Genomic DNA, 26,095 nt, shown 5'->3' on the forward strand with positions numbered 1-26,095 from the left:
GCGTGAGTGGGGTGAGGGCGCAGAATATCGGCCGCATCTCCTGTTTCGAGACGCCATCGGAATCAGCACAAACACAACTCGTTCGACCGTCTGGAGATCTGAATCACCTCGGTGACGACCCGATTAGCCATAGTAGGAGTGTTTCAACTCGATCACGTTCCGATTGTAGTTCAACACCTCGAGTAACCGGGTGAGATAGATCGGCCGGAACCGGCGTTTGGGGCCTGCGACGCCGATTGCGCCGTGAACTTCCTGTGCTTCGTTTCGGACAGGAACCGCGATCCCACGGATCCCAACGATGTGTTCTTCGTCGTCGATGGCGTACTCGCGCGTTCGAACCCGGTCGAGTTCCGTCTCGAGGTGTTCACGGTCGGTGATCGTGTTCGGGGTTGCCGCCGGGAGGCCGTATCGATCGATAATTTCGTCGATCTCCGCCTCCGGAAGGTAGGCGAGCATCGCTTTGCCGATGGAGGTGTGGTGCATGTAGCTGTAGTCGCCAAGGGGTTTGTTGTCCGCGACCGCATGTTGTCCCTTTGCCCGGTAGAGTATTACTCGCATGCCGTTTTCTGTCGTCCCAAAGCCCGCGGTCTCACCGGTGTACCGGGCGATGAGGTCGACCGCCTCCTGGGCACGCTGATACATATCGAACCGTTTGCGTACCGAGCCACCGAGGTGCAAGAACTGAAAGGAGAGGCGGTACCTGTGATCGTCCTTGATGACATACCCCAGTTTCATCAGGGTGTTCAGGTGGATGTAGGTTGTACTCGGTGGCAACTCCAGTTCGTCTGCGAGCTCCGATACCCCGGCATCGTCGAGGCGCCGAAGCGCCTCGACAAGCCGGAACGAGGTCTCCACGGAATTGATCGTCTTCGTCGTGGTCTGGCCCCCGTCGCTGAGTGTCATATGCTACCATCCGATTCGACCATATTAAATATTCCTTCCGTCATGGTATCGAAATCTGTCCGTGAACCGATAGTGGTGAAGAATCGGGTCGATTTTCGAGTTCCTATTCAACTCTGTTGAAAATCTCGCCGATGATTTCGGGAGATCGCTCGCGATGATCGGACTGTCCTTCCCGACCAAGTGATCGTGTGGCGGAAGAAGTGGTGTACCACGGCCGGGCGGTGTTCGTGACACAGGCAGCTCCAAGCCACCAGTAGCCGAGTTGGCTACGAACGAGCCGTCGCTTAAACGACCGGCGCCGTCGGGTAGCTGCCGGCGAAACTAGCGACCGAAAACTCCCGGAGCTTGGCTCTTCGTGTTCACGTCCCGGACCTCGATCCCGCGATCAGCGATGGGGGCCCCACTCGAGTGATATTGGTTTCTCAGGCCCCTACTCCAACTTCCCGGTGTTTCGAACACCATCAGGGCTCGATTCGTTGGGGAGATGGCTCAGTGCCAGCTTTCGACCGTATTAAATCGGTGGACGAAAGATGATGCAGAACCCGGGTGTCGAGCGTAACGTGGGTGAACAAGCCGAATTCACGAGGATCAACGGTACGCACCCTCTCCCCGCGGGTACCGCGTTCCGGTCCATCACCAGTCACAGGTGGGTGGGCGACCTTGTTTGACTGTATAGAGATCGTCGGCGTCACCCCGATTTACTCCCGCTTTCGCAATCTTCACTTCGGTAGCTCCCCTGGCTATTACGGGCATATTATTGTAATGCCGAACTTGTCCGGTTCGACCTTGACAACCATTCACGATCGTTAAAACGAGACCGCAGCGGTGACGGGGGCTGCAGACGGGTGTTTCTCGCCATCATGGACGTCTGGGACCACGCTGTGTAAATAATAATCATACCTATAGGTTCAATCGCAGAAGTGAATAGAAATGTAAATTTCATACACTACCGTCCTACGGTTAAAATATTGATTTATTAGTCCAACAGGGGGTGAATTGTGCTATGATATTGTGAAACAGGTTGCTTGGATAAGTTTATGCGATAATCATTAGGTGAATGTGGTTATTTGTAAGATTGTGCAGGGGCGTGGGGGCGGCCGGGATCGAACTGTATCCTCCGACTATTGGAACGATTATTGGACTGTATCTGGGCTTCATTCAGTTAGAGTCTGATCGATCAGAACAGGGCCCGGCTCTGATTAATATTGTGCAAGATTTTAACTACTAATCGGGGGTAACTGTGGTAAAACTTCTGGCGTTTTCTGGGGGCGTTGCACTCGGTGGCGCCCATCTCTTCGGCGTTCGGTTGGCGTTGAGCCCGTGACGCTCGAAGAAATCGAGGTTGTGGCGCTTGTTGGGTTCACACGCGGGCCTCACCGCATCTCGTCGCCGAAGAGGTTTTCTGAGCGATGGTTCAGGAACATCGACTCACATGCATCGTGGACAGAACGAACGACTGGTCATACTCGTAGTCGTCGTCACTGTCGGCCCACGTGCGCCCCACGCGCCCTCGTTGCCCGTGATCGCAACCGGCATCGCCTCCGCGTGCCTCGAGGGGGAACCCCGGCGGTCGGGCCCGGCGCTCGCCCGCCGGTCCCCGCCGAACCCGGCACAAAACGGACGGTACCAGAACACCGATAGCCCTCGCTCTGAAGACACTCGTATGACGGACGCAGTCGAGACGACGATCGAGGCGAATCGTGAGACCTACCTTTTAACAGCGAGAGAGTCCCGCCGTTCACGGCGTCCTCAGAACGCAACGCGTTCTGATGGGCATCGCAAACCTTCGGTTTGCTCAGCGGGCGTGAATCGCGTACACTCCGTTGCCGTCCCATCACGTTACTGCCAGCCCGAGTCTCGCACCCATATCACCACTTTCACTTTCACTTTCACCTCGGATTGGTCGTCTTTACAACAGTTGAGTGCGTCTGTTGGAATGAGCGATGAAGCGGACCAATACGTTCGCCGTGCGACCGCTCTCCGATAGTGGAGAGAAACTGCTACGGGACCTGTTGGACGCTTCCGCCGCTCTCTGGAACGAAGTCAATTACGAACGTCTCATGCGATACAACGACGAGGACGGCTTCGGTGGTGATGTTTGGGACGCCGATACAGGCCAACTCGAAGGCAAGTACAAAGGCGTACTTGGTGCATCCACCGCCCAGCAAGTGATTCGCAAGAACAGCGAAGCGTGGCGCGGCTTCTTCGAGAACAAGAAGAAGCATCACGACGAGTCGGACACATCAGTCACTGAACACCCCGAAACACCCGGGTTTTGGGGTAATAAAGACGATGGACGCAAGCTGCATATCGTCATTCGCAACACGTCATACACCATCGAATGGGGCGACCGTTCCCGACTCGAAATACTGATCGGGAGCGAACTGAAAGACCGATACGACCACACCGGGCGTCTCCGACTCGAACTCACTGGCAACCCGAACTGGCCCGAGTACGAGAAACAGGGCCGGTTGGACTTGTGGTACGACGAGACTGATTGCACGTTCAGGGCTTCGCAACCCGTGACTGTTTCTGCCGATACACGGGACACTCCACTGGCCTCAGAGAAGGCCGCTCTGGATATTGGTACAAACAATCTCGTTGCCTGTACCACCACGACCGGCGAGCAATATCTGTACGAAGGCCGCGAGTTGTTCCAGCGGTTCCGCGAGACGACGCGAGAAATCGCCTGGCTCCAGTCGAAACTCGAAGAAGGCCGATACAGTAGCGAGCGTATTCGGCGTCTGTACCGCAAACGAACTCGTCGCCGCGACCACGCTCAAGAAACACTGTGTCGTGACCTGCTCGAACGACTGTACGACGAGGGCGTGGACACAGTGTATATCGGTGGCTTGACCGACGTTCTGGAAACCCACTGGTCGGTCGAAACCAACGCCAAGACGCACAACTTCTGGGCGTTCAAACAGTTCACCAAACGACTCGCCTGTACTGCCGAGGAATACGGTATCTCGGTAGAGGTACGGTCGGAAGCGTGGACGAGTCAGGAGTGTCCACAGTGCGGTTCGACAGACCGAACGACACGGCATCAAGACACACTCACCTGTCCGTGTGGGTTCGAAGGTCACGCCGACCTTACAGCGTCAGAAACGTTCCTGAAGCGGCACACAGAGAAAGCAGTCAGGCCGATGGCACGGCCCGTGCGGTTCGAGTGGGACGACCACGAATGGTCGGGGAGACCACACCCTCACGAAAGTCCCAAAGAACAGCGCACAGACCCGAGTACCGTCCACCGCGACGGGAATGTTGCCTCCGAGGAATCGGCATAGCCGAGACTCCCGCGGAGGAAACCCCGTCGTTCACGACGGGGAGGATGTCATTACGCCCGGGAGTGCGACCTCGTGGCGGTCGAAGACCTGAACATGAAGGGGATGATGGAATCCCCGTCGAACAGCCGCAACACCGCCTCTGCCGCGTGGCAGACGTTCCTCTCGTTGCTTGAATACAAGTGCAAGCGAGAGGGGACGCAGTTCGTGGCGGTTAACCCGAGAGGGACGACCAAGGAGTGCGCATCATGTGGTGTCTCGACGGAAAAACCGTTGTGGGTCCGTGAACACTCCTGTCCTGCCTGCGGGTTTGAGGCGGACAGGGACGCGAATGCGGCGTGGAACATTCTTTCTCGCGGCCTCGAAGATGTAGGAGTGGGATACTCCGAATCAACGTCCTCAGAACCGTCCGGTTCTGATGGGCTGCGAAAATCGCTGCGCGATTTTCGAACGCCTGTGGAGACTGCGCTCCCTGTGGATACACCTGTGTCTGCAAAGCGCGTCGTGGAAGCAGGAAGCCCTACCCTCAAGGGGCGAACGGCGTCAGCCGTGAGCGAGTAGGGTGGGGTAGTTCACAGCAACCCTGCCGATAGCGTCTTTTCACGGTAGCGCAATCGGTCATGATTTAATGCTCGACTTATATACTCCGTATATGACTCAGAATTCTACGGAAATACAGGAAGCAATTGCGATGGATCCGGAGCCATCGGATCCGTTTACCGATTTACCACGGAACGAGTGGCGGAACGTGTTCTTCTCACTTACCGAAGACGTGAAAGAACACCTCGTAACTAACATGAGTCGGTCGGAGATGGAGAGGTTTATCGACCGGCTTGATCCGGACGAGGTGACGGACGTTCTCGGGTACACTGACGAAGAGACACGTGCGGCGCTGCTCGCAACGCTCGATAGCCAGCGTCGCGAGAAAATCGACTTCTTACTCTCGTTTGACCCTGAAAGTGCAGCCGGGGTGATGAGCCTCGATTACGTCACTGTCGATGAAACGCGGGACTTCCCGCAAGTGATCGAACGCGTTCGTCGGTTCGAACAGAGAACGGGACAGGTTCCGACGATTTTCGTTACTGAAGATGGAGAATTACAAGGCGAACTCCCTGGAGCAGCGCTGTCCGTGGCCGATCCTGAAACCGAGACGATCAGCGACTACATCCAGGAGACACCGCATGTTCGGTACGATCGCGATGACGAGGAGGTTCTTGAGGTATTCAAGCAAAACCGCGAGCGTTCCGTTGCCGTACTCGATGAAGAGGAAGACATCCTCGGAGTGATCCACGCCGAGGACTTGTTGCGGCTGCTCGAAGAGGCGCGAGGTGAAACGCTCTACGAGTTCACTGGCGTCGCTGAAGAAGAGAGTGTTCTCGACGGTCCGGGAACGAAGGTACGGCGACGGTATAAGTGGTTGATCCTCAACCTCGGAACGGCGTTTATGGCTGCAGCGGTCGTTGGGCTGTTCGAGGCAACCATCGCTGCCGTCGCCATCTTGGCAGCATACATGCCGGTCGTCGCCGGGATGGGTGGAAATGCTGGCACACAGGCGATGGCGGTCACGGTTCGTGGGATTTCACTCGGTGAGGTGTCACTCAACACCGGCAAGCGTGTCATCTTCAACGAAGTCGTTGCCGGTGCCGTCAATGGAACGATTACCGGTGTGCTCGTCGCCGTGATCGCTATCGCCTTTTCGTTCGGTGAGTTCGGCCTCTTACTCGGGGCCGTCATTGGCATTTCGATGGTCGCAAATCTCGTGATCGCGGGCTTTTTCGGTGCCATTACGCCGCTGTTGCTCGACCGGGTGGGATACGATCCGGCCACGTCTGCGACGATCTTCATCACTACGGCGACTGATGTGCTGGGCTTTTTCGTCTTCCTCGGATTAGCCCAAGCAGTCCTGTTGTGACTCCATTCTGAATAATAGGATTTCAATACATGCGACAGAGTCACTTACAGTAGCAAGTAGCCAACAGTGAAGAGGAAGAAATTGTACACCGCGTGGGCGATGATCGGAACAGTGAGGTTGTTCGTTCGTTCGTAGAGGATACCCATGATGACACCAACACCAGTGATGAGCATCGCCCAACCGACGACGGTACCAAGCGACCCAACCCAATTCCCGAAGTGCATCGATCCGAACAGCAAACTCGCAACGAGGATTGCACTCGCTGGCTCGAATGTATTTTTGAGCCGGCCTTGGATCACGCCACGAAACAGGTACTCCTCGGCCGGCGCCACCACGATGATCGACAAAAGAGCGAGCCAAATGAGAACCAGTGGATCGGCCGTAACGAACCCTTCAAGGGTGGACTCGGGTGTGAAACCGAGTGAGTCCAGCACGACGCTCGCAACGGTTGCGAATATGAGTGCCACAATCGTTCCGCTAGCGGCATATGAAAGGTCACGTCGGTCGATTCGGGCAATACGAACCGCGAGTCCGTAGCGGCGGACGTACAGATACCCAGCGGCGAAGAAACCAATCTGCCCCCCAAGGAGGAGGGTGACGAGGACGACCGTGCTTTCGATATCGAACCCCATCGCAAATAGCGGAACGGCAAAGAGGACGCCAACGACGGCCGAGAGGACCAGCGCCAGGATAGTGAGTCCGATGGCGACACTGATAGCTCGGATCTTTGCCCTTCCGCTGTCGATCGTCGTTGGTGAGTCCGTTACCTGCTCTGATTCTCCCACAGTGACTGATAGGACACCTATCCAGTATTTATCGTTGCTGTTGTTGATAGACGTGATCCGTTTCGAGCCGGCTCGTGCAACATTCGCGCCTTCTATTCAGCAGAACCTGTTCGAACTACCGAGTTTCTGCCAAGATCTGCTGCTGAATACAGAGGATTGATGCAACAAACCGTCCTCGTTTTTCAAGCGGTTGGTGCTGAATCAGATGGTCAGTAGAGTTGCGTATCGCTCACAGTGAGTTGATGAACTGGCTCACCACCTATTGAATCGCTCACGCGGTTCGAATGGTAGACAGTGATCGCTCTGCTCGAAGAGTTCGACCGTGGTGTCCGGAACTGGGCTTCGAGGTGGCTCGAGTGATGGATAATCGCACGGGATTGGACGAGTGGGTTGAAGTGGAGAGAGTGAGCTTTCAGCCAGTCGGCTGCTCCATCACGCCGAGCTGCTGTAAGAAGTCGAGATTATCCCAGTAGTTGATGTCCTCGACCGCCTTCCCGTCCTCGAACCGGTTGATGGTCATCCCGGAGCTCTCAACGGTGTTGCCGGTCGCTTCGATCTCTTTGAGATCTCCCTCGTGCGTGCCGCTCAAGGTAAAGTGGGTGATGACGACGTCATCGTCGACGAACATATCGTGCACATCGACGGTCATATCGGGAAACGCCTTTTTGTACCTCTGGATGGATTCTTTGTACCCGTCGATCCCGCGAATCTCCTCTTCACCGGGCTGGCGCAGGACGACGTCCTCGGCCAGCACTTCGTCGAGCGTATCGAGGTCGTCATTTTCGATAATTTCCCAAATGCGCTGCGTTGCCGCTCTGTTGGTTCCTTCGAGTTCTGATGCCATTATGTCTCACTTTTGTTCCGCCGTTGACCGACGCCTGAGGCCGCCTGCGATCAAGCGCACTGATTACTCACCACGGCAAATTACTTAGTACACGACGGTGGAATTATATGGCGAATAGAGGGAATCTTCGTCAGTGAATCCAGTTGTTCAACTGCAAACAGTTTATATAGTGGTTGCCAACCACCGAGAGACTCGAGCAGGGAGGGGATACAGAGCCTGCACGTCGTGTTTTCGTGTGAATCGGCATCCTTACTGCCCCGGCGGTTGAAGAGGATAGTAGATGCTCACCACGCTTCTGGCGTTGTTCAAACGCAACAAAAAGCGTGCATCGTCGGTTGTGATCGGGTGTCGATTCGGTAGGAGTGGGACACTCCGAACCACCTGTAAAGGGAAATCGCCTGTGGAGTCTGGAACCGTCCGCAGAACCGGAGGTTCTGCCGGGCCGCACGAGAGCGGCGCTCTCGTGGACGCTGTGGGACTTGTTCCTGCAAGTTCCGACACAGAAACAGGAAGCTCTGTCCTCAACAAGCGAGGGTCGGGTAGGCCCGAGCGCGGTAGGGCGGAGTAGTTCACTTGGTATACACCACGACTTCATCACCAAAATTTCAGCCGTACTGAACGACTACAGGCTTCACAAACCGAGCGAAATCTCGTGGTGCATTCGCGCTCTGTATCTTGCAGAGACTCCACGACTACCCGACTATTGTCAGCAACGACGTGACCGACTCTGAGGGGAGAGTCATCTAGACCCGTCACTCCCGAGAAATCACGACCACCGTTTGCAAGGTATATGGCTGGTTCTCAGCCGATAGTCCTTTGCTCCTACCTGAAATAGTGAAATTATGGCTCTGAAAGACAGTCTCCTGAGTGGTCTCGTTGCGTTTATCGTTGCGACTGCCGTCGCCAGTGTGGTTGGCGGGAAGCAACTCGGGATGCGGATCGGCCTCCTGACTGGGGTGTCGGTGACCCTGAGCACCTGGGTGTCCAGTCATCGGAACTCGGCGGAAACCGAACTCGAAGACGAAGCGACTGCTGTGTATTGACCTCCTCTACAGAAAAAGCAGGCCGAGTGCCTCGGGGTCAAGCCCCGAGGGTGAAGGCCGTAAGTCCCGCTAAACGTGTTCCGTTCGCTCAATATACTGTTCAATCGTCTCGCTCGACACTGTACCTGCCGTCCCAACGTAGTACGACTTTTCCCAGAACCCACCACCCCACAAGTAGCTCTCCAAGAACGATTCGTGCTGTTCCCACATCTCCCGTGCTGTGATGCTCTTGACGGTGGTCAGGTGGGAGTATCTGATTAAACCACGGGAAGAAGCCTCGGGGCTTGACCCCGAGGCGGTTCACGCCCTGAAGGACGTGGAATCCGACCATCGGATTTCCGCTGGGTGTGGCGTTCGAGGTTCCAACCCGCACTCAGAGGGAACCGGCGACACACCGGGGGAACTCCTCGTATAGGGCTGTGGCCCGGTCAATGAGGCCCCATCGAATACCATATCATCGCCGTGCGAACCACCGCTGGTTCACTTCCCCTTCTGGTTCGGGGACGGCATCTCACGGTATTCATAGCAGTTCATGTCAACGCTCGTACTGGGCGTCGATCCCGTGTTCAGCCAGCAGCCTCGCCGCCATGGCTTTCGTCCACGTAACTCGCGTTTCGAGTGGTGTGTTGTAGCGCGTTGCTTCCGTGATGTAGCCCGGAATCTCGAGTTCCGCGGCGACTTTGTGGACCAACAGCGGCCGGTCGCCGGAGATCGACGCGGTGGACCTGAACTGATAGCTGTCGGGGTAGGACGCATCGACGTACTGATCGTTCAGGTAGTCGGTCGTCTGTCGGGCGGCGTCGGGGGCGGGTTCGACCTGGGTGGTGAAAATCGCCTGGCCGTAGCCACCGGGTTCTTCGTCTGATTGCCAGATCCCACGCGAGGTGTGGAGATCGATCACGACGTCGGGATCGAAACCGACGATCACGTCCCACAGCTCGCGTGCGAGCGCGGTGTGTGGGGTCTCGCCCGGGGGGAACTGGCGGTTGAGGTCTCCCGCTGGACTGTTCCGGGTACCCTGCTCGAGGGCGACGGCGTTGGCCTCCGGAATCACGATCAGTCTACCACAGTTGAACTCCCACTCGTTCACGTGGTGAGCGCCGATCGCGCCGGCCGGTTCGTTGCCGTGGATCCCACCGATGACGACGACCGTCGGGCCGACGAGCGCCGCTTCGTTGACGAAAACTGTCGTCTCGTATGCCGTATCGCGCTGAATCTGAAACGAGTCACGTGTAGTCCCGGTTGGACACACCGCTTCGTCTGCCGTCGCGGGCCGCCCGCCGACGAGGAGGCCGCCTGTCAGGGCACCCGACAGCCCCAACAGAAGGGAGCGACGCGACTGCGTTTTGTTACTATTCGACTGCTTCGTATCGTCGTTCGGTGAGTCGTCCATGTGTGTTCCCTGCAAACCGTGTTCCGACGGAGTCGTCATATTCACCAACATTCCGTCATATCTGGACATATGCATATCCACTGCTTATAACTTCTGGAATCGGAGGCATTCACGGCTGTTGTGCTGTTAGGAAAGAGAGTAGGGGGTCGTCGTTCGATGGAACATATCGTGATCTTGGGAGGAATGTGTTGGTTGTCGGTACGGATTCGAGGCAGAAGTCCACGGGCAAGCCCACGAGTTAACTCCTGGGTAGCCGGCAACGGGATACGCTCTTTGCCGATGGCGCGAAACAGGTACGGCATGGCCGGATCGACTCAGGGGCTCACCGAACAGTCTGCACTCGCCGTCCTCGCACTGGCAAGTACCCTCCTCGCGGTGCTTCTCATCCTCCCGTACCTGCAGTACATCTTGCTCGCAATCGTCCTTGCGTACGTCCTTGCGCCGCTGCAACTGTCACTCGAGCGGGTGCTAAGCCCGACGGCGTCTGCGCTGTCGCTCGTGAGTGCGTCACTGCTCGTCGTCATTTTGCCGGTGCTCTACATCGTTATCATCGCGATCAGGCAGGCCGCAGAGCTCGCGACGACCGTCCAGCAACAGGGGTTGAATCCGATCGCGTTCCAGCAACAGCTTGCTGGCTTCGGTTACGACCTCGAGTTCGCCGACGCGATCGCCGTCTACGAGGCGAACCAGGCGCGGATCGACGACGGACTGCACGGGCTCGTGACCGGCACGCTCGAGATCGTCGGCGGCATCCCCGCGATCGCGTTCGGGCTCACGGTGACGCTGTTCGTCCTCTTTGGGCTGCTTCGTGACGGCGAGCGCCTCGTCGGTTGGCTCCGGACCGTCGTTCCCATCAGCGACGACGCCACGGGCGAGCTGGTCGCCGAACTCGACCGGCTGATGTGGGCGTCGGTCGTCGGGAACGTCCTCGTCTCGGCCATCCAGGCGGTGTTGCTCGGACTCGGGCTGTGGGTGCTCGGCGTGCCGGGCGTCGTCTTTCTGACGGTGGCAACGTTCGTGCTCGCGTTGCTCCCGCTGATCGGTGCCTTCGGCGTCTGGCTCCCGGTGTCGATCTATCTCGTCGCCGTCGGCCGGCCGCTGGCGGCGCTTCTGTTGGTGGGCTACGGCTCACTCGTCAGCGCCTCGGATATGTACCTTCGACCGGCGATCATCGGAAAGAGCGGAGCCCTCAGCGCCGCCGTCATCGTCGTCGGCATCTTCGGTGGCGTCGCCGTCTTCGGTGCCATCGGCCTGTTCATCGGCCCCGTGATCCTCGGGGCGGCCAAGATTACGGTCGATCTCTTCATCGAGGAGTGGGCCGGACCTGAGGCGGCTTGACATCCTCCACACGGCTGAAGCCGTGGGCTTTCTCCTGTTATCCCTGTAAACGACTACGGTGTCTATCCCTTATTATTGATCTGATCTTTCCACCGTTTCTATATCGCTTTGAAAATACGGTCTTCCGAACTCAGCGTAGAAATGCGGCATAGTCGGAGTCTAGAGCGGAAACGAGGGGTGCTCGAAGTGGAAAATCTCGCACCAGCGTCAATTGGATGTGAGTTGCCCGACCTCGTTTCGGGTCCGATCCGAGTGGAGAAGGCAGGCTGCCTGTCGGACGGCGTCAGATTCAGTTGCGTTTTCCTCAACTGCAGCGAGTTTGGGATCGCGCTCGTGGCACTCTGGCATTGCTTCGGGACACCGGGTGACGAAGTTACACCCCTTCGGTGGATATTTCGGATCGGGAATCTCGCCTTCGAGAATGATCCGGCTGCTCGAGCGTCGTGGATCAGGGTCCGGTATCGCACTCAAGAGCGCTTCCGTGTAGGGATGTTTGGGGTCTTCGAACAACGCTTCGGCATCGCCGGTTTCGACGATCCGCCCGAGGTACAGTACCGCAACCCGATCGGACACTTGTCTGATCACGGATAGATCGTGGCTGATGAACAGCATCGAGAGTCCGCGACGGGCTTTGATGCGCTCGAGCAGGGCGAGAATCTGACCCTGCACGCTCACGTCGAGGGCGCTGGTCGGCTCGTCCGCGATCAAAACGTCCGGATCGACGGCCAACGCGCGGGCGATTCCCACTCGCTGTTTTTGGCCGCCGGACAGTTCGTGTGGATAGCTGTGGCGGGTGTCATTGTCGAGACCGACTTCCTCGAGCAGCGAGATGACTCGATCCGTGACGGTTTCATCGCCCTCGAGCATCGCGTGTTTCCGAACGGCGTACTCGAGGATACGGCCGATCCGTTGGCGTGGGTTGAGTGACGAACTGGGGTCTTGGAAGACGAACTGAATTCGCTGGCGCAGTTCCTGATCCGGCGTTTCCGACAGCGGAACGTCATCGACGTAGATTTCGCCGTCGGTTAACTCCTCGAGAGTGATACAGAGTCGCCCGAGGGTGGTTTTTCCGGAGCCGCTTTCGCCGACGAGACCGACGGTTTCACCCTCGTGAAGCGAGAGACTGACGCCGTCGACGGCCTGAACGGGCGGCGTTCCCTTCGGCAGGACGCGATCGAGAAACGACGATGACGTGTCGAACTCCTTTCTAACGTCGTCGATTTCGAGCAGGGTGTTTCCGGTTTCGGCGGTGGAACCGTCCGTCGTTCCCGGCTCCGGGAGTGGATCGAGTATGCCGATTTCGTCGGTTCGAACGCACGCGCTGTACTGCGTAGCTGATTCGTCAGTGGGCTCGAGTGGTGGATCGCCGTCGTAACAGGCATCAGTGGCGTACGCACAGCGAGGGGCGAAGTTACAGCCGTTCGGTCGCGAACCCGGCTGGGGGACGCTTCCCTCGAGAATTGTCGGGGTTCGCTCGGAGAGTCGTGGCATCGACTGGAGGAGGCCGGCGGTATACGGATGACGAGGCTGCGTGAATAGTCGGTCGGTCGGGCCGAACTCGACGATTCGGCCGGCGTACATCACACCCACTCTGTCAGCGGATTCGGCGACGACGCCGAGGTCGTGGGTGATCAGGACGACGCTCAGATCGTGCGTCTCCCGTAGCTCCTCCAGTAAGTCGAGGATCTGTGCTTCGATCGTGACGTCGAGGGCCGTCGTCGGTTCGTCAGCGATCAACACATCGGGTTCACAGGAGATGGCGATCGCGATTAGGACCCGCTGGCGTTGGCCGCCGGAGAGTTCGTGTGGATAGGCGTCGAACGCTGCTTCGGGGTCCGGCAAGCGGACCTGCTCGAGGAGCGAGATCCCGGTTTTTTTCGCCTCGGATTTGCTCAGGTCTCGATGATGGCGAAGCGTTTCGATGAGTTGGGTCCCGACGGTCAACACCGGGGTCAGCGAGGTCATCGGGTCCTGGAACACCATTGCGATATCCGAGCCGCGGACCGACTGCAATTCCGTGTCGGACATCGTCGTGAGTTCGGTGCCATTGAGCCGTACCGATCCGGAGGCGATTCGTCCATTGTCATCGAGCAACTGCATGATCGAGTGGGCGGTGACGCTCTTTCCCGACCCGCTTTCACCGACGATGCCGAACGTTTCCCCGCGCTCGAGCGTGAAGTTCACGTCTTCGATCGCTCGGATACCGCCATCACTCGTTGCGAACTCTGTCGTCAGATTTTCGACCGTGAGTAGTGGATCATCAGCCATCGTTAGAACCTCCGTTCAGCGTTTTCGTGTGGATCGAGCGCGTCGCGCAGTCCGTCACCGACGAGGTTGAACCCGAGCACAGTGACGAAAATTGCGATACCCGGGAAGACCGTTATCCAGGGGGCGTTGCTCATGTAACTACTGCCGTCGGCGACCATCTGTCCCCACGAGGCCTGTGGTGGCTGGACGCCGAGTCCGAGGAACGAGAGCGAGGCCTCGGCGATGATGGCGAACGCCATGAGCAGCGACGCCTGAACTAGGAGCGGCGAGAGACAGTTCGGGAGAACCTCCCGAAAGAGGATGTGTCGCCGCGAGTAGCCGAGTGCCTCCGCGGCTTCGACGTACTCCTCTTCGGTTACCGAGAGTGCGCTACTGCGGGCGATTCGGGTGAACTGCGGCACGTAGACGATACCGAGGGCGATGATCACGTTCTGCAGGGAGAAACCGAGTGCGGCAACGACACCGATCGCGAGAATCAGCGCCGGAAAGCCGAGCAGGACGTCGACTAACCGCATGATCATCGTCTCGGTGTAGCCTTTCGCGTACCCGGCCAGAACACCGAGAATCGAGCCGATAACGGCCGCTACGGAGACTGCCGTGAGCGCCACCTGAACGGAGACTTTTGCCCCTGAAATCGTCCGTGCGAGGACGTCTCGTCCCAGCTCATCGGTGCCGAAGGGGTGGTCTCGACTCGGTCCCTCGAGCGGTTGGTTCCCCGTATCGCTCGGGCTGTTTACGAGCCGCTCGATGAGGGTGCCACCGAATAGCTGTTCGTCGATGAACGCGAGGATGCCGACGACGAGAACGACGGCGACGACGACGAGTCCGGCAACTGCGAGTCGATGGGCCCCAAAGCTCCGGAGGAATCGGCGCAGGCGATCCCAGCGGTTGCTTTGTGCCGGCTCGGATGATGATTCGCTCATGCAGCACTCACCCGTGGATCGAGGTAGCTGTAGGTGATGTCGACGAGGAGGTTGATCAAGACGAACAACGCTGCGACGACGAGTACGGTTCCTTGGACGGTCGGGTAGTCCTGCTGTAAGACGCCGAACCAGATGAGCCGCCCCATTCCAGGCCAGGCAAACACCTGTTCGATGACGACCGTCGCCGAAAGCAGATAGCCGAACTGTAGCCCGGCAACGGTGATGACGGGAAGTAACGCTGCCTTCAGCACGTGGAACGTCAGGATTCGCTGGGTCGGGAGTCCTTTCGCTTTTGCCATCCGGACGTTGTCAGCGCGAAGGTTTTCCAAGACGGCGGAGCGGGTCTGTCTTGTCAACAGGGCGGCGTACGCGGTTCCGACCGTTATCGCCGGGAGAAAGACGCTTCTGAGCGCTTCGGTTGGATTGTCCATCGGTGAGACGTAGTTGCCGGCGGGAAAGATGCCGAGCGATTGAGCGAACACCATGATCAGGATCAGTCCAAGCCAGAAGTTCGGAATCGAGACGCCTGACAGCGCACCGATCGTAACGGCGAAGTCGGTCGAACTCCCCTTACGGATCGCGCTCACCATCCCGGCGGGGATCGCAATGACGGTTGCAATACACATCGATACCACTGCGAGGAACAGCGTCGCAGGAAGCCGGCTCAAAATAAGTTGTGAGACGGCCTGGTCGTGGACGAACGACCGACCGAAATCACCTTGCAAGACGTTGGATAACCACACGAAATACTGGATGTATAGTGGTTCGTCGAGACCGTGTTGGGCCTCTAGCTCCGCGATGTTTTCTTCGGTTGCTTGAATGCCCAACATATTGACGACCGGGTCTCCCGGCGCTGCCTGGACGATGATGAATACGACCACTGAAACACCCGCTAACACGGGAATCGTTTGGAGTGTTCGCACCAGTATATAACGGAGAAAATTCATGTGATCGGTCGAAACACCTCCCCGTTACTCGTCCCCAAAAGCATGGGTGGGACGTTTTCGCATGACTTCTTAACTGTTATGACAGGTCCGCAAATTCCTGGCACATGTTGGACATTGTTCTGCATATTGGTCTAATATGAACTTACGTCGACTCTGTCTGTGTTCCCCAACATAGTTGAACTTCTCCTTACGCCTCCATCGCGGCGTCGGAAACCTCGAGTGCGACATCGAGTGTGTCGATCGCCGCATCGATTTCGTCCCGGCTAATGGTCAGTGATGGGGCGATAATCAGCGTGTTAATCATGTTTGCGACGTAGGTTCCGTTCTCCATGGCGGCCGCGGCAACCTCGTCAACGACGGTGGTCCCCTTCGATAGTTTGTCTTCTCGGACTCCGAAGGGATCGCGTTGATCGGACCGCTTAGTGAGTTCGATACCGTGGAAGAGCCCGATACCACGGGTATCTCCGACGCTCGGGTGGTCCGCTGCGAGGTCCTCGATGCGCTTGCCCAGGTATTCTCCTAGGTCATCGGCTCTGGCGATGAGATTTTCTTCCTGGTACGTCTCGATGGCCGCCAGTCCGGCTGCACAGGCGACGGGATGACCGGCGTACGTGTGTCCGTGGGTGAACATATTGTCCTCGAAGTGGGCGGCGATTTCGTCCGTGACGGTCGTCGCCGCGAGCGGCATATATGCGCCAGTGAGCCCCTTCGCCATCGTCATAATGTCCGGCGTGACGTCGTACACGTCGCTCCCAAACCACTCTCCAGTTCGCCCGAATCCACTCATCACTTCGTCACAGATGAGCAGGGCTCCGTGGTCGTGTGCAATCTCCTTGAGGCGTGGAAGATACTCCGCGGGCGGGACGAGTATGCCGTTCGAACCGACGATCGGTTCCACGAGGACTGCAGCAACGGTGTCTCCCTCGAGCATCAGCATCTCGTCGATGTACTCGACGCTCTCCATCGGATCGAGCGTCGATCCGTACGCGTAGGGATCGGGAGCTTTGATCATGCCCGGAATGCCGGGTTCTGCGTGGAGTCGACGCGGGTCCCCGGTGACGCTGATCGAACCGGCAGTCGCCCCGTGGTAGGACCGATACCGGGAGATTATCTTGTCCTTACCCGTGTAGAACTTGGCAATCTTGATCGCCGCTTCGATAGCCTCGGTCCCGCTCGTCGAAAAGAACGTCTTCGAGAGGTTTCCGGGCGTTACTTCGGCGAGTTTTTCGCCGAGTTTAGCCCGGGCTTCGGTTGCGAACCCAGGAGCGAAGTACGCGCCGTTCTCGGCCTGTTCGGCGATCGCCTCCGAAACTCCGTCCGCCGAGTGTCCGAGGTTCGAACACATGAGCTGTGCGGAAAAGTCGATGTACTTGCTCCCGTCGGCACCGGTGAAGGTTGCTCCGTCACCTCCGACGATCTGTGTTGGCATCACCTCGCTCTGATATGCCCACGTTCCGAAGACGTACTCCTTATCGAGGGCCTCGATTTCGTTGAGATCTGTCGTCGTGTCACCAGTCGCCATGTGTCTGCTTCCCCTGTTCTCTCTGCCTTGACTAATATTTATCCCTGGATGGGTTTCACTGGATATTCTTCGACGAACTATCCACTTGCGGTAACTAGTACGTGAGAAAGCTCGGTGGAATGGATATTATTCAGTTTTTCAGAAGCCTTATTAGGGTTCGTAGACAGCTTTAGCTGCATGTCTCACGACGCCTCCCCACCATTTGGCGATGTCCAAAACTACATCGATGGAGCGTGGGTCGCTCCGACGGCAGATGACGGCCAAGACGTTGTCAATCCGGCGAGCGGCGACACCATCGGTTACGTCGGCTTCAGCACCGATGACGACGTTGATGCGGCCGTTGCAGCTGGCCGCGACGCGTTCGAACAATGGCGGCGGACTCCGGTCGAAGAACGGATTCAACCGTTGTTTACGCTCAAACAGCTGTTGGAAGATCACCAGCAGGAACTCGCCGAGATCCTCGTTCAGGAACACGGGAAAACCGTCGGCGAGGCCCGCGGCGAACTTCGCCGTGGCATCGAGAACGTCGAAGTCGCCTGCGGGATCCCGACGCTCATGCAGTCTGGACACGTTCAGAACGCCGCCCCAGAGATCGACGAAACGGCGGTTCGAGAACCGCTGGGTGTCTTCGCTGCCATCACGCCGTTTAATTTCCCTGGAATGATCCCATTATGGTTCCTCCCATACGCGGTCGCCACCGGGAATAGCTTCATCCTCAAGCCCAGCGAGCAGGACCCGTTGGTGACTGAGCGGCTCTTCGACCTCATCGATGAGGCGGGATTCCCCGATGGCGTCGTTCAACTCGTCAACGGCGGCGTGGACACGGTCAACGCACTTATCGAACACGACGACGTCGAAGGGATCTCCTTCGTCGGCAGCACTCCGGTCGCCAGGCAGATTTACGAAAAAAGCGCCGCCCACGGCAAACGGGTGCAGGCCCAAGGCGGTGCGAAAAATCACGTCATCGTTTCCGCGAGTGCAGACCTCGAGTTTGCGGCCGAGAAAACGGTCAGCTCTGCCCTCGCGTGTTCGGGCGAACGCTGTCTGGCAAACGACGTCGTCCTGGTTGAAGACGATGTCTATGAGGAGTTCGTCGAACAGGTAGTTGAACACGCTCGGGAACAGGTCGTCGGCAACGGTTTAGACGAAGAGACGACCGTTGGGCCACTCATCTCGGCTGAACACGAACAGCGAGTCCGCGATTACGTCGAATCCGGCATCGAAGAGGGAGCTGAACTCGTTGTCGATGGTCGGAACATCGATGTTGACGAATCGGGGAACTTCCTCGGTCCATGTATCTTCCGCGACGTCACCCCGGAGATGGTCATTTCGCGCGAGGAGATTTTCGGGCCGGTGCTCGGACTGATGTCCGTCAGCGACGTCTCGGAGGGAATCGAAATCATGAACCGAAGTGACTTCGGGAACGCCGCCAGCCTGTTTACGGACAGCGGTGCAGAGGCGAAGCAGTTCCGTCACGAAGCAGAAGCCGGGAACCTCGCCGTTAATGCGGGGACGGCAGCACCGATGGCGTTCTTCCACTTCGGCGGTCAGAAGGACTCGTTCTTCGGTGATCTACACGCCCAATCCGAAGACGTGGTTCGCTTTTACACCGACGAGACTGTGTACATCGAGCGGTGGCCAGACGCCTGAGTAGGCGCATTCGACACGGTGTCCGCCGCTTACTCTTCCTGGACGATCTGTTTCATCTCGTCGGACATGATCGTCACCGTTTTTGGGTCGCTTTTGACTTCGTCCATGACGAACCGCGAGGATGTTTCTTTCACGCCGTCGATGCCGACGATCTGATCGATCACCTCGTTCATCTGTTCACGATCCTGGACGCGTATGATCGTCATGAAGTCGACGTCCCCCATCGTGTAGTATACCTGTTCGATACCCTGGATTTCGGCGAGTTCACTGCCGATATCCTCGGAGTACCCCTGTTCATGTGTCACCGCTACCTCAGTGATCGCCACCATATCAAGGCCGAACGGGACGGGGTCTAAATCCGCCGTGACACCTCGAATGACGCCCCGTTCTTTCAGTTTCTCGAGTCGATAATGTATCGCGGACTTCGAGAGGCCAAGTTCATCTGATAGGACGGTAAGATTGACGTCGAAGTCGTTTTCAACGTATGCGAGGAGATCGACATCGGTTTGATCGAACGAATCGGTTTGTGATCGTTTTTTAGGCATCGTTGGATGAGTGTGTTGTCGTGGATCGATGGAGACGGAATCGAACAGCGTCTCTACATCGATTTTGGGGCGTCTGATCTAACCGAGCACCCGTGTCGTCACAGGTCTTTCCCTTAGCTATTTCTGACGATAGTCGTTCTGGACGCACGGTTCTTTCTGCTGACGTGTATTTCCATCGGTTGGTCACTCGCGGTCGTCGGTCCGTTCGCTGTCGACGATCAGACCGTTTTTGTGGGCGCGTCTGGCAACACCGACCGTTAGCGCGTGGTACGCACCGCCGAGGGTTGCCTCGATCTGCACGTCGTCTAGACCGCCGAGAACGACGACGTCCGAAAGGACGTCAGCAACCGCGTGGGTTACTGCCACGCTGGGTTCCGAGGCGAGGTACGGCGTCGTTGCGGTCGTTACCCCGTCGATAACGGCGGAGTCCGCTCCGTCGGTGGGAATCTCCGCGGCAAATCGCCCGTCGTCGTACTGGAGGTCGAGCGAAGCGCCGTCCCCCGGTGGAGCCGGCGAAACGGTGATGCTCCCGTCGTTGGATTCCAGCGAAACCGGTTCGGCGACCGTCGTCCGGCGACCGTCCGAGAGGCGCTTCGTGCCGACGTTCGCCACCGCCTCGACCAACGCGGGGTTTGGGAGTCCGGCCGGATGGCTGACGACTGCGTCAGGCCCGAGCCCGGTGGAATAGCAGATCCGGTGTTCGGGCCGAGAAAAGTCCCAGGTGTCGGCGATGCCGACGACATCGGCGGCGGTCACGCCACAGAGCCTGAGCGGCCCGAGCACGTGTTCGACCACAAACGCTCGGTTCCGACCGTCGCCGACGAGGTCGACGCGTACATCCGCCTTCCGGACGTGATCCAGTGTGGCCGGGATTCCGTTGATTCGTATCCCGGGCTCATCGCTCGGTTCGACGCGAACGTACTCTCCGTCAACGGCGGTCGAAACCGTTCTCACGGTGCGTCCTCCGGTGTGAACGTATCGAGGGTTCGCTCGAGGATGCGTACAGACTCCGTAAACTGCTCTCGGTCGAACGCTTCGCCGTCCGCACCGAGCCCCAGGGCGAGCGAATTCGTCGAAGGGACGGCCGCAAGCGCGCTGTCGGGCGACACCCACGCGTAATCCGCGTCGCCGAGGACGGCCACCTGTGCGTTCTCAGCGGCTTCTCGCAGGCCGGGATCTGGCCGCATTCGCCGAACGCCGCTCGTCCGCTCGAGACGAACCGTCTTCACTCCCTCGCAGTCACAGAAACGCGATTCGATTTTGCCGGCCGTCGTCACTGGCGTCGTCTCGACATCTAATACAACCGTCATCGTCTCGTCGTCACCGTCGACGCTGACGAGCGAAAACGTCGTCATCCCCGCGGTGAACACTCCACGGCTATCGTCGGCTACCGGATAGTGTTCGTGTTGCGGGCGCGCAGCCTCGAGCACCGCGGACAGACGCGTCTTGTCGGCCTCGAGGTGGCGATCGACGCTCCCGCCCGAACTCGAGGAGTGCTCGCGGTCGAGGTCGACGAATACGGTGGCGCTGCCACGAGCGACGGTCGCCATCCGACCACCGAGTGGCTCCAGTACCAGCCACGGTCCGTCGGCTGACAGTTCGACCTCCGGATAGTGGAGTCGCGCCGTGCGCCCGGCCACAGCCGTCGCGGCGGCTGCGAGGAGTCCGGCCTGGGCACCCCACTGGCCGGCGTATGCGGCCGGGGAGTCGTTGTCTCCTCGAACCGTGGCGGCGGTGAGTGGATCAGTCCCGTCGAGTGCTCCCGATCCGACGAGAATATTCACGCCGGTTCCGTCGGCCGCGTCGCACGATAGTTCCCGAACGGTTTCGAGTCCGGGAAGGTCGGCTTTACTCATCCAACTGGCCCATGAGGTCGGCGGTCGCAGCGGCCATCACCGCCGCAGCAGTGGTGATCTCCTCGACCGGGACGTACTCGTCTTCGACGTGAGCCTGCTCGAGCAGCCCCGGCCCGTAGACGATGCACTCTTCGATTCCGGCGTCGTTCACGACGAAGCGTTGATCGTCGGAGCCGGGCGAGACGACGTACTCGGGTGATCCGTGGTGAGGTTTGATCTCGCGGGCGAACGACTGGGCGAGCGTACAGTTCCGCGAGACGAGCGCCGGCTCTGCAAACATGATCTCTTCGTAGGTCACCTGTGCTCCCGTCGTCGCTTCCGTGTCGGCCATCATCGACTGGATCTCCTCGCGGGCGTCCTCGACGCTCTCTTCGGGAACTAACACGCGGTAGAACGTCGACGTACATCGGTCAGGGACGACGTTTTCGGAGTAACCCGCATCGATCATCGTTGTGGAGATGTCCGCTCGAGCCGACGCCGCCGGCACGACCGGTTCGTCGGTGGTCCGCTCGTGGAGCGTCTTGCGGTAGTCTTCGATCCGGGTCAGAAAGTCGTTCATGGCACTGACGGCGTTTTTGCCGTCGTGGGCCATACAGCCGTGGGCTTTCTCGCCGTGGGTGACGACACGGAATTTCAGCACGCCGCGGTGGCCGAGACAAATCCGTGAAGAGTCGAAACACTCCGTGTAGATGCAGTAATCGGTGTTTTCACGCGAGAGGTGGCCTTCGCGGACCAGTTCGCCGAGCCCAGTGAAGCCGCCGGTTTCCTCGTCGACGGTCATGCTCTGGGTGATCGTTCCGTGAATTGGGACGCCCAGGTCGCGCAGGGCGTCGATGGCCAGCACGCTCGCGGCGATTCCGGATTTCATGTCACTCGCCCCGCGTGCGTAGATATTACCGTCTTTGATCGTCGGCTCGTACGGGTCGGTCGACCAGTCTTCACCCGCGGGGACAACGTCGAAGTGCCCCGTGAAATGGATATCTGGTCCGTCGCGTCCTTCGTCAAGGCGGGCGAGCACGTTCACCCGGTCGTGGTCGGTCCGGTCGGGATAGTGCTCCTCGACGGTCGCCGTCGGAACTTCGAGCAGGTCGACGTCGTATTTGCGCTCTTCGAGCCGTTCTCTGAGGAACTGTGCCCCCTCTCGGTAGTTCATCCCCGGCGGGTTTTCGGTTTCGATCTTGAGGAAATTGGAGAGGAACTCCACGGCCGTCTCACGCCGTGCATCGACGGCATCACTGATTTCATCACGTGTCGTCATGGTAGTAGCTCAGATATCGCGTCCACCGTCGACTTCGAGTGCGGTGCCCGTGATCATTGCGGCGTCCTCGCTGGCGAGAAACATCGCAGCACCGGCGACGTCGTCCGGTTCACAGAGCCGACCCAACGGAATCGTCTCTTGCATCGCGTCGACGGTGAGATCACCGGCGGCGAACTCCCGGAGCATCGGCGTGTCTGTCGCTACCGGACAGATCGCGTTCACCCGAATATCGTCCGGCGCGAGTTCATATGCGAGTTGTTTCGTGAGCCCGACCATCCCTGCCTTCGACGCGACGTACGCAGAAAGGCCTGTTCGCGGGCGGATCGCCGCGGTTGATGCGGTGTTGATGATCACCCCTCGGTCGGACTCGCGGAGATGGGGTGTGGCGTATTTCGCGCCGAGAAAGGCGCTTTTCAGGTTCACGTCTTGGATCGCGTCCCAGGTCGCTTCGGTCACGTCTTCGACCGGTGTCGACTCCTGTGGAACGCCCGCGTTGTTATGCAGCACGTCAACCCCTCCGAAGACTTCCACGGCCTTCTCGACCATCTCTTTTACCGACGCGGGATCCGAGACGTCGGCGAGATGTGCGACCGCACTCCCCTCGTCGTTTTCGATCGCTTTTACGGTCGATTCCGCGGCGTCGCTGTCGATGTCGGCCACCAGCACCCGATCACCGGTCGCCGCAAATCGGCGGGCGGTTGCCTCGCCCATTCCCGACCCCGCGCCGGTAACGATTACACTTCGTGCCCTGTTACTCATACTCGGATCTCGATTCGAACAATCATCAAGTTTTGGGACATGACCGGTGATGATGGGACTCTGTTCGTTGAAGTGGGCTACATGATGAACTAAATCTCCTTAAACGGAAACACACAGAAATTAATTCAATGAGGCGTCGTCCTAGGACGCGTCTCGCTATTCGTATGTTGCGTTACGAAGCGACCGGAACGCACCGTGTGGATACTGCTCGAATCCATCGATTCGGTCGGAGACGCCCTGGATCCGCTCTGGATAGTACGTATAGACTGAGTACGCCTCCTCGTAGATAATTTCTTGAATACTGTCGAGGATCTCACCACGCTCGTCCGAATCGGTCGTTCGTCGCTGTTCCTCGAGCAACTCGTCGAGTTCCTGGTTGCTGATGTTCCAGACGTTGAGTCCGTCGGTGTGATGAAGATACAACAGCTCGTCGGGGTCGGCGAACGATTCCCAGTTCGACACTGCGACTTCGTAGTCTCCTTCTTGCTCTCGCGTCCAGAACGTTGACCCGTCCATCGTCTGGACGTCCGCGTCGACCCCGATGGCTCCGAGCATATCCTGGATCAACGTCGCCGTCTGTTCGTGTTGGGTCGTCGTCGAGGTGATGATCTCGAGTGAGAGATCCTCGTGCCCGGCCTCGGCGAGGAGGTCTTCTGCCTCGTCGGGATCTCCCTGCGGATGATTGAAATCTTCGAGATCCCCGTTGTGTTCGGGGAAGGAACTCGGCAGGATCGAGCGACCCGGTTCACCGTACCCTTGGAGCACCGTCTCGACGATCTGCTCTTTGTCGATCGCCCAGGCGATCGCTCGCCGAACCTGCCGGTCGTCAAGGGGCTCAACGTCGGTGTTGAAGTCAACGCGACCGGAACTCACGTCGTCCGTCCGGTGGACTGATACTCCCGGCGCGTTCTCTATCTGGTCGACGAACTGCGGTGACATCTGATCGACCAACTGGATGGAGTCGGTTTCGAGCTGTGAAACCATCGACGACTCGTCCGGTAGGATACGGAACTCGATCTCGTCAATGCTCGGCGTTCCATCTTCCCAGTAATCGTCGTACTTCCTGAGAACCGCGTTGTCGCCGGAGTTCCACTCGACGAACTCGTACGGTCCGGTTCCGACCGGGTTCGCGTTGTAGTCGTCGCCGTGTTCGGTGACTGCCTCCTCGGAGAGGGGCCACATGACCTTCTCGACACTATCGAGGAACGGCGCGTGTGGGTGCTCGAGATCGAAGCGAACGGTGTGATCGTCTTCGACGACGACCTCCTCGACCATATCCACGTAGTGTCGTCGTGGGTTTTCTTCGGTCATGATCCAATCGTAGGTGTACTCTACGTCGTTGGCAGTGAACTCCTCGCCGTTGTGGAAGGTCACTCCCTCCTCGAGGTGGAAGACGTACTGGGAATCGTTCTCGAGTTCCCATTCGGTCGCCAACTGCGGGACGTACTCACCCTCGGGAGTGATGTCGACCAGGTTGTCGTACACGAGCGAGTATACCTTGTTCGAGTCGAAGTCGGTGTCACGGGCAGGGATGAGGTCCCATGCGCCCCTTCCGATTCCGAGCGAAACCTGCGTTTCGGCCCCGTCACCGTTTCCGTTGGCGCCGTCACCGGTATCATCGGTGCCATCGTCGTCTTCATCACCCATACAGCCCGCGAGGGCGACCCCACCAGCGGCGGCCGCCGCCGCGAGTACGCGCCTTCTGGACGACTCCACCGGCCCCTGTTTGTAACTCTCAGTCATGAACGCTGATGCCACTATTCTCGGTCGGTAGTAAAATAGTTTCTGTAGACACCGATACAATAGTGAATTCTGTTCTGTGTTTACCCTTTTCTCTCGGAATTCCTTAAGACGAACTGTGGTGTTGTGGCCGAACTGTGCCCGGATCTACAGCGTTCGAAGAACCGCGTCCGTCATCTCGGCGGTCGAAGCCGACCCACCCATGTCGGGCGTTTTCGGTCCGTTTTCGAGAACGGCGGTAACGGCGTGTCGGACCTCCCGAGCACCATCATCGTAGCCAAGGTTGTCCAGTAACATCGCCGCTGAGAGGATTGTTGCCGCCGGATTAGCAACTCCTTCCCCAGCGATGTCGGGTGCACTTCCGTGTACCGGTTCGAATAGCCCGCCCTCGGGGCCGAGGTTTGCGGACGGGAGCAGACCGAGACCGCCGACGAGACCTGCCGCGAGATCGGACAGGACGTCCCCGGCGAGGTTCGGCGTGACGACCACGTCGAACTCGGTCGGTGAAAGACAGACCCGCGTGGCGAACGCATCCATCAGCACCTCTTCAGTCGGGACGCCGCGTTCGCGTGCCACGTCGAGAACGGCATCCCTGAACCGGCCATCGGTTTCACGCATGACGTTCGCCTTATGGACGACGTGTAGGGTCGAACACTCGTGCTGTTCGACGTATTGGCAGGCGAACTCGGCGAGTCGCGTCGCAGCCGCCGTCGTCGAGACGCGCGTCAACGTCGACAGCTCGTCGCTCAGCCGCGTCTCGTGGCCTGCGTAGACGCCTTCCGTGTTCTCTCGAAGAATGACCACGTCGAGCGCCGGACAGAGCGCGTTCGTGCCGGGAACGGCGCTAGCTGGGCGTACGTTGACGAACGAATCGAGCGCATTTCTGAGGGGAATTACGACGTCTGCGGCCGTCTCTCCGACGGCACCGAGCAGAGTCGCATCCGCCTCCACGACGGCCGTTCGCGTCTCAGCCGGTAGCGCCGACCCGCGTCGCTCTCGCACCTCGTCTCCAGCTTCGACCTCGATGTATTCGAACGAGCCGACCGCCTCGAGGACCGAGACAGCGGCTGGGACGACCTCGCGGCCGATTCCGTCGCCGGGAACGACGGCGATTTGCTCGCTCAT

Annotated in this window: 20 protein-coding genes and 3 pseudogenes; 6 read left to right on the top strand and 17 right to left on the bottom strand. The window is 58.7% G+C overall.

What is annotated here, in order from left to right; genetic code table 11:
* Positions 1 to 123 precede the first annotated feature (123 nt).
* Positions 124 to 903 carry an IclR family transcriptional regulator gene (locus tag AC6I6S_RS15970; protein WP_497951566.1) on the bottom strand — a complete coding sequence of 260 codons (780 nt, stop codon included), beginning with the start codon at positions 901 to 903 and terminating at the stop codon, positions 124 to 126.
* 1,943 nt (positions 904 to 2,846) lie between these two features.
* Between AC6I6S_RS15970 and AC6I6S_RS15975 the strand changes: the two genes are divergently transcribed.
* The 3 genes and pseudogenes from AC6I6S_RS15975 to AC6I6S_RS15985 all read left to right on the top strand — a co-directional run bounded on the left by AC6I6S_RS15975 (position 2,847) and on the right by AC6I6S_RS15985 (position 6,099).
* The gene (locus tag AC6I6S_RS15975; protein ID WP_497951567.1) at positions 2,847 to 4,190 is read left to right on the top strand and encodes an RNA-guided endonuclease InsQ/TnpB family protein; all 1,344 of its coding nucleotides are present in this window, start codon (positions 2,847 to 2,849) and stop codon (positions 4,188 to 4,190) included.
* A 24-nt stretch (positions 4,191 to 4,214) separates the two neighbouring features.
* Positions 4,215 to 4,748: pseudogene (locus AC6I6S_RS15980) on the top strand (RNA-guided endonuclease InsQ/TnpB family protein); the annotation flags it as partial.
* A gap of 67 nt (positions 4,749 to 4,815) precedes the next feature.
* Positions 4,816 to 6,099, top strand: a complete 1,284-nt coding sequence (locus AC6I6S_RS15985) for a magnesium transporter (RefSeq protein WP_497951569.1) — start codon at positions 4,816 to 4,818, stop codon at positions 6,097 to 6,099.
* A gap of 44 nt (positions 6,100 to 6,143) precedes the next feature.
* On the opposite strand, the gene AC6I6S_RS15990 is transcribed toward AC6I6S_RS15985, so the two are convergent.
* Both AC6I6S_RS15990 and AC6I6S_RS15995 read right to left on the bottom strand, forming a co-directional pair.
* A complete protein-coding gene (locus AC6I6S_RS15990) occupies positions 6,144 to 6,884 on the bottom strand; it encodes a CPBP family intramembrane glutamic endopeptidase (RefSeq protein WP_497951570.1) in 741 nt (246 codons plus the stop codon).
* Positions 6,885 to 7,296: 412 nt separating this feature from the next.
* Entirely contained in the window at positions 7,297 to 7,728 is a 432-nt protein-coding gene (locus AC6I6S_RS15995; protein ID WP_497951571.1) for an ester cyclase, read from the bottom strand.
* A gap of 842 nt (positions 7,729 to 8,570) precedes the next feature.
* On the opposite strand from AC6I6S_RS15995, the gene AC6I6S_RS16000 reads away from it, so the two are divergent.
* Entirely contained in the window at positions 8,571 to 8,771 is a 201-nt protein-coding gene (locus AC6I6S_RS16000) for a hypothetical protein (RefSeq protein WP_497951572.1), read from the top strand.
* Between the two features lie 69 nt (positions 8,772 to 8,840).
* Here the strand turns inward: AC6I6S_RS16000 and tnpA are convergent.
* Together tnpA and AC6I6S_RS16010 are read right to left on the bottom strand one after the other, a co-directional pair.
* Positions 8,841 to 9,008, bottom strand: a pseudogene (gene tnpA, locus AC6I6S_RS16005) (IS200/IS605 family transposase); the annotation flags it as partial.
* Between the two features lie 298 nt (positions 9,009 to 9,306).
* Positions 9,307 to 10,203: a hypothetical protein gene (locus AC6I6S_RS16010; RefSeq protein ID WP_497951574.1), complete on the bottom strand. Its 897-nt coding sequence runs from the start codon at positions 10,201 to 10,203 to the stop codon at positions 9,307 to 9,309.
* Between the two features lie 261 nt (positions 10,204 to 10,464).
* Between AC6I6S_RS16010 and AC6I6S_RS16015 the strand changes: the two genes are divergently transcribed.
* Positions 10,465 to 11,502, top strand: coding sequence for an AI-2E family transporter (locus AC6I6S_RS16015; protein ID WP_497951576.1), 1,038 nt, complete (start codon positions 10,465 to 10,467; stop codon positions 11,500 to 11,502).
* A gap of 207 nt (positions 11,503 to 11,709) precedes the next feature.
* Here AC6I6S_RS16015 and AC6I6S_RS16020 read toward each other — a convergent pair whose 3' ends face one another.
* The 4 genes from AC6I6S_RS16020 to AC6I6S_RS16035 form a co-directional block, all read right to left on the bottom strand.
* Positions 11,710 to 13,770, bottom strand: a complete 2,061-nt coding sequence (locus tag AC6I6S_RS16020) for a dipeptide ABC transporter ATP-binding protein (protein ID WP_497951578.1) — start codon at positions 13,768 to 13,770, stop codon at positions 11,710 to 11,712.
* 2 nt (positions 13,771 to 13,772) lie between these two features.
* Positions 13,773 to 14,693, bottom strand: a complete 921-nt coding sequence (locus tag AC6I6S_RS16025; protein WP_497951580.1) for an ABC transporter permease — start codon at positions 14,691 to 14,693, stop codon at positions 13,773 to 13,775.
* Positions 14,690 to 15,640 carry an ABC transporter permease gene (locus tag AC6I6S_RS16030; RefSeq protein WP_497951582.1) on the bottom strand — a complete coding sequence of 317 codons (951 nt, stop codon included), beginning with the start codon at positions 15,638 to 15,640 and terminating at the stop codon, positions 14,690 to 14,692. The genes AC6I6S_RS16025 and AC6I6S_RS16030 overlap by 4 nt, the downstream gene beginning before the upstream one ends.
* 187 nt (positions 15,641 to 15,827) lie before the next feature.
* Positions 15,828 to 17,162: an aminotransferase family protein gene (locus AC6I6S_RS16035; protein WP_497951584.1), complete on the bottom strand. Its 1,335-nt coding sequence runs from the start codon at positions 17,160 to 17,162 to the stop codon at positions 15,828 to 15,830.
* A gap of 177 nt (positions 17,163 to 17,339) precedes the next feature.
* On the opposite strand from AC6I6S_RS16035, the gene AC6I6S_RS16040 reads away from it, so the two are divergent.
* Positions 17,340 to 18,812 carry a CoA-acylating methylmalonate-semialdehyde dehydrogenase gene (locus AC6I6S_RS16040; RefSeq protein WP_497951586.1) on the top strand — a complete coding sequence of 491 codons (1,473 nt, stop codon included), beginning with the start codon at positions 17,340 to 17,342 and terminating at the stop codon, positions 18,810 to 18,812.
* A gap of 29 nt (positions 18,813 to 18,841) precedes the next feature.
* On the opposite strand, the gene AC6I6S_RS16045 is transcribed toward AC6I6S_RS16040, so the two are convergent.
* The 8 genes and pseudogenes from AC6I6S_RS16045 to AC6I6S_RS16080 all read right to left on the bottom strand — a co-directional run bounded on the left by AC6I6S_RS16045 (position 18,842) and on the right by AC6I6S_RS16080 (position 26,095).
* Complete coding sequence (locus AC6I6S_RS16045; protein WP_497951962.1) at positions 18,842 to 19,141, bottom strand: Lrp/AsnC family transcriptional regulator; 300 nt, start codon at positions 19,139 to 19,141, stop codon at positions 18,842 to 18,844.
* 54 nt (positions 19,142 to 19,195) lie between these two features.
* Positions 19,196 to 19,357 (bottom strand): annotated as a pseudogene (locus AC6I6S_RS16050) (winged helix-turn-helix transcriptional regulator); the annotation flags it as partial.
* Between the two features lie 183 nt (positions 19,358 to 19,540).
* Positions 19,541 to 20,311, bottom strand: a complete 771-nt coding sequence (locus AC6I6S_RS16055; protein ID WP_497951588.1) for a hypothetical protein — start codon at positions 20,309 to 20,311, stop codon at positions 19,541 to 19,543.
* Positions 20,308 to 21,213, bottom strand: a complete 906-nt coding sequence (locus AC6I6S_RS16060; protein ID WP_497951590.1) for a hypothetical protein — start codon at positions 21,211 to 21,213, stop codon at positions 20,308 to 20,310. The genes AC6I6S_RS16055 and AC6I6S_RS16060 overlap by 4 nt, the downstream gene beginning before the upstream one ends.
* The gene (locus AC6I6S_RS16065; protein ID WP_497951592.1) at positions 21,206 to 22,471 is read right to left on the bottom strand and encodes an ArgE/DapE family deacylase; all 1,266 of its coding nucleotides are present in this window, start codon (positions 22,469 to 22,471) and stop codon (positions 21,206 to 21,208) included. Before AC6I6S_RS16065 ends, AC6I6S_RS16060 begins: the two co-directional genes overlap by 8 nt.
* Before the next feature lie 9 nt (positions 22,472 to 22,480).
* The gene (locus AC6I6S_RS16070; protein WP_497951594.1) at positions 22,481 to 23,230 is read right to left on the bottom strand and encodes an SDR family NAD(P)-dependent oxidoreductase; all 750 of its coding nucleotides are present in this window, start codon (positions 23,228 to 23,230) and stop codon (positions 22,481 to 22,483) included.
* 156 nt (positions 23,231 to 23,386) lie between these two features.
* Complete coding sequence (locus tag AC6I6S_RS16075; RefSeq protein WP_497951595.1) at positions 23,387 to 24,946, bottom strand: ABC transporter substrate-binding protein; 1,560 nt, start codon at positions 24,944 to 24,946, stop codon at positions 23,387 to 23,389.
* Positions 24,947 to 25,117: 171 nt separating this feature from the next.
* On the bottom strand, positions 25,118 to 26,095 hold the full coding sequence (locus AC6I6S_RS16080; protein ID WP_497951597.1) for an isocitrate/isopropylmalate dehydrogenase family protein: 978 nt from the start codon (positions 26,093 to 26,095) through the stop codon (positions 25,118 to 25,120).

The organism is Natrononativus sp. DTA114 (assembly GCF_059736515.1).